The following is a 3584-nucleotide window of genomic DNA, read 5'->3' as shown; positions in this document are numbered from 1 at the left end:
CCCCCTCCTGTGTGCTCAGAGGCCCGCGGTCTCCAGCAGCCGGAGCCAGACCTCGCTCACGGTCGGGTACGACGGCACCGCGTGCCACAGCCGGTCCAGGGGCACCTCGCCCACCACGGCGATCGTCGCCGCGTGGAGCAGCTCGGCCACCTCCGGTCCGACGAACGTCGCGCCCACGACCACTCCCCGGGCGTCGTCGACGACGAGCTGCGCGTGACCCGCGTAGTCCGCGGCGAACACGCTGGCGCCCGCCACGTTCTCGAGGTCGTAGCCGAGCACGCGCACGTCGAGGCCCTTCTTCCGTGCCGCAGCCTCGGTGAGTCCCACCCACGCGACCTCCGGCCGGGAGAACACGACCTGCGGCACCGCCCCGAGGTCGGCGGTCGCCCGGTAGCGGCTCCACGGACCCGCCGCGCGCTCGTCCGTGGCTGCCAGCGCCCGGTCGCCCGGTGTGGCACCGTCGGGCGAGTCCGCGGCGGAGGACCGCGGGTCGAACCGCGCGGCGATGACGTCGCCGACCACGCGGGCGTCGTACTTGCCCTGGTGGGTGGTCGCCGTCCGGCCCGACACGTCGCCGGCGGCGAACAGCCACCCGCCGTCGATCCCGGTGGCCTGCAGGGCGTCGTCGACCTCGACCGCCCTGCCCGGCTCGAGCCCGAGCGTCTCGAGGCCCAGCTCGGTGGTGCGCGGGCGTCGACCGGTCGCCACGAGCACCTCGTCGACCACCAGGTCCTGACCGGTGCCGAGGTCGAGGTGCACGCCGTCCGCCTCGCGGCTCGCGGACCGGGTCTCCGCGCCGAACAGGACGGTCACCCCGAGCGCAGCCAGTGACTCCGCGACCGCCTCGCCGGCAAACGGCTCGGCCCCGGCCAGCAGGCGGTCCCCGCGCACGACGAGCGTCACCGCGCTGCCGAAGTCGGCGAACGCGGTGGCCATCTCGACGCCCACCACGCCGCCGCCGAGCACGGCCAACCGCGCCGGCACCTGCTGCGCGGACGTCGCCTCCCGGCTGGTCCAGGGCGGCAGCTCCGCGAGGCCCTCGACCTGCGGGAGCACCGGCGCGGACCCGGTCGCCACGACGACCGCGTGCCGCGCGGTCACCTGCACGGGCCCGTCCCCGGCGGCGCCGCCCCCGCCGCCGGTGACCGCGCCGGCGGCGCCCGGGACCCCACGGGCGGCCGCGAGCGCCGCGCCGGGTCGCAGGAGCGCCTTGGACGGCATGCAGGCCCAGTACGAGCACTCGCCCCCCACCAGGGCGTGCTCGACGAGCGCGACGCTGAGCCCGGTCCGTCCCGCGCGGTCTGCCACGTTCTCGCCCACCGCGCCGCCGCCGATCACCACGACGTCGAACTCCTGCGTCTGCTCCGCCATCACCGGCTCCGTCCGTCAGCGTCCCCCGGCACCGACCGCCGGGGGACCTCGGCCTATCGTGGCGCGCTCGACGGGGCCACGCAGCATGGGGTGGCCGGCGGACTGCCCGGGCGGGACGATGCGCACATGCACCGTGCACCGGAACCCGAGGCCACCGACGAACGCGGCGTCCTGCTCGGGTGGCTCGCCTTCCACCGGGACGCGCTCGCGGCCAAGTGCGCCGACCTCTCCGACGAGCAGCTGGTGATCGCGTCGACGCCGCCGTCCGACCTCACCCTCCTCGGCCTCGTGCGGCACCTCACGGAGATGGAGGACCACTACCTGGTCCACGCACTGAGCGGCGTCGACACGGGCCTCCTGTACTGCACCGACGAGGAGCCCGACGGTGACATCGTCGGCATCGACGCCACCATGGCAGGCGACTCGGTGGCGCGCTGGCACGAGGTCCGTGGCGAGGCCGACGTCCTGCTGGCGGCGCATGCGGACCTCGGTGACCCGGCGAGGAGCCGGACCGTGCGGTGGTACGTGGCCAAGGTGGTCCAGGAGTACGCCCGCCACAACGGGCACGCCGACCTGATCCGGCAGGCGATCGACGGGTCGGTCGGCGAGTAGGCAAAGGGAAAGGCCCCCGACCGGCGTTTCCGCTGATCAGGGGCCTCTCTCTGGTGCGCCATCAGGGACTCGAACCCCGAACCCGCTGATTAAGAGTCAGCTGCTCTGCCAATTGAGCTAATGGCGCGCGGTTGAGAACGCTAGCAGGCCGACCACCCGATCTGCCAATCCTGATCGGGCGTCGTGACCACCGTCACGCGCCGGTGCCGTCGGACGTCGCCGCGTCGTTCTCCCACCAGGAGTCCTCGGGCAGCCCCTCGGACTCGAGGATCTCGGCCGAGGTGGCCTCGGGGGCCACCAGGTCGACGATCAGTGCCAGGGGAACGTGCTCGGCGAGCAGGTCGCGCACCGGCTGGACGTCCGCTCCGTCGTCGACGGGTACGGGTGTGGTCTCGTGCGTGGTCATGGGGGCCGACCTCCTCAGGGACGGTGTCCCGGTGTTCATGGCACCACCAGAACGCGGGCGGTGCAAGACAGAGCCGGCACGCGGGCGCACGGGCATCGACAGGATGAACGCTCAGAGATACAGGCCGGTTCCCTCGCCCGCGCCGCGCGGCTCGGCCACCGCGTGCACGTCCTTCTCCCGCAGCAGCACGTACGTCGCTCCGCCGAGCTCGACCTCGGCGCGGTCCTCGGGGTCGAACAGCACGCGGTCGCCCACCTCCACCTGCCGCACGTGCTGGCCGGCGGCCACCACCGCACCCCACGAGAGCCTCTTGCCGACGACGGCCGTGGCGGGGATGACGATGCCCGCGGACGAGCGACGCTCCCCCGCCTCGCCGTCCAGAGAGACGAGGAGGCGGTCGTTCAGCATGCGGATCGGGAGGTCGCTCACGCGTCCGACGGTACCCGTGCGACGTAGGCTGACCGCACCCCACCACCTCGCAGTTCAGGAGTTCACGTGCCCCGTCTCGCCGTCGGCGACCTCGCCCCCGACTTCACGCTCCCGACCGCCGACGGTGGCACCGTCACCCTGTCCGACCTGCGCGGTCGTCGGGTGATCGTGTACTTCTACCCCGCCGCGATGACCCCCGGGTGCACGACGCAGGCCTGCGACTTCCGCGACTCGCTCGCCTCGCTGCAGGGCGCCGGCTTCGCGGTCGTCGGAGTCTCCCCGGACACCGTCGAGAAGCTGGCTGCGTTCGTCGCGCAGGAGCACCTGACGTTCCCGCTGGGGTCCGACCCGGAGCACGCCGTGCTCGAGGCGTGGGGCGCCTGGGGCGAGAAGATGAACTACGGCAAGACCGTGACAGGCGTGATCCGCTCGACCGTCGTCGTCGATGCCGAGGGCCGTGTCGAGCTCGCGCAGTACAACGTGAAGGCCACCGGGCACGTCGCCAAGCTGCGCCGGGACCTCAAGGTCGCGTGACCCTGTCGGAAACTTCCGCTGCGCGGGAGTGGTGAAACGGCAGCCACGCCAGGTTTAGGTCCTGGTGCTCGAAAGGGCGTGCGGGTTCAAATCCCGTCTCCCGCACACGGTGATCGCGGGCTGACCATGCCTCGCAGTCCGGACAGCTCCCGGCAGGACGTGATCCTGCCGGGAGCTTCTGTATGTCTCGGGTTAAACGTTCCGCGTGCCCCGAACTCGTTGTACACTACAC

At 72.7% G+C, this 3584-nt stretch carries 5 protein-coding genes and 2 tRNA genes; 3 read left to right on the top strand and 4 right to left on the bottom strand.

Annotated features, from left to right (window positions below; genetic code table 11):
* Positions 1-15 precede the first annotated feature (15 nt).
* On the bottom strand, positions 16-1371 hold the full coding sequence (locus AC1DUQ_RS20680) for a dihydrolipoyl dehydrogenase family protein (protein WP_477074511.1): 1356 nt from the start codon (positions 1369-1371) through the stop codon (positions 16-18).
* Positions 1372-1497: 126 nt separating this feature from the next.
* Here AC1DUQ_RS20680 and AC1DUQ_RS20675 point away from each other — a divergent pair, with 126 nt between their 5' ends.
* Positions 1498-1983, top strand: a complete 486-nt coding sequence (locus tag AC1DUQ_RS20675; protein ID WP_477062759.1) for a mycothiol transferase — start codon at positions 1498-1500, stop codon at positions 1981-1983.
* A gap of 51 nt (positions 1984-2034) precedes the next feature.
* Here the strand turns inward: AC1DUQ_RS20675 and AC1DUQ_RS20670 are convergent.
* The 3 genes from AC1DUQ_RS20670 to AC1DUQ_RS20660 form a co-directional block, all read right to left on the bottom strand.
* Positions 2035-2110 (bottom strand) — tRNA-Lys (locus AC1DUQ_RS20670).
* A gap of 66 nt (positions 2111-2176) precedes the next feature.
* Positions 2177-2389 carry a hypothetical protein gene (locus AC1DUQ_RS20665; RefSeq protein ID WP_477062760.1) on the bottom strand — a complete coding sequence of 71 codons (213 nt, stop codon included), beginning with the start codon at positions 2387-2389 and terminating at the stop codon, positions 2177-2179.
* 111 nt (positions 2390-2500) lie between these two features.
* Positions 2501-2797, bottom strand: a complete 297-nt coding sequence (locus AC1DUQ_RS20660; RefSeq protein WP_315094945.1) for a GroES family chaperonin — start codon at positions 2795-2797, stop codon at positions 2501-2503.
* Between the two features lie 87 nt (positions 2798-2884).
* Between AC1DUQ_RS20660 and bcp the strand changes: the two genes are divergently transcribed.
* Positions 2885-3352 (top strand): thioredoxin-dependent thiol peroxidase, encoded by a 468-nt coding sequence (bcp, locus tag AC1DUQ_RS20655; protein ID WP_477062761.1) that lies wholly within the window; start codon positions 2885-2887, stop codon positions 3350-3352.
* Positions 3353-3374: 22 nt separating this feature from the next.
* Positions 3375-3457: transfer RNA gene (locus tag AC1DUQ_RS20650), tRNA-Leu, on the top strand.
* The last annotated feature ends 127 nt before the right edge of the window (positions 3458-3584 follow it).

This window comes from Cellulomonas sp. P4_B5_2 (assembly GCF_056402235.1).
Note: the sequence above shows the minus strand (reverse complement) of the source record. Positions and strands in the feature narration are given on the sequence as shown.

What these genes read in the sequence shown, in the direction of transcription:
- AC1DUQ_RS20660 (WP_315094945.1), bottom strand. Translation starts at nt 2,797, where the DNA reads ATGCTGAACGACCGCCTCCTCGTCTCTCTGGACGGCGAGGCGGGGGAG.
- AC1DUQ_RS20680 (WP_477074511.1), bottom strand. Translation starts at nt 1,371, where the DNA reads ATGGCGGAGCAGACGCAGGAGTTCGACGTCGTGGTGATCGGCGGCGGC.
- AC1DUQ_RS20675 (WP_477062759.1), top strand. Translation starts at nt 1,498, where the DNA reads ATGCACCGTGCACCGGAACCCGAGGCCACCGACGAACGCGGCGTCCTG.
- AC1DUQ_RS20665 (WP_477062760.1), bottom strand. Translation starts at nt 2,389, where the DNA reads ATGACCACGCACGAGACCACACCCGTACCCGTCGACGACGGAGCGGAC.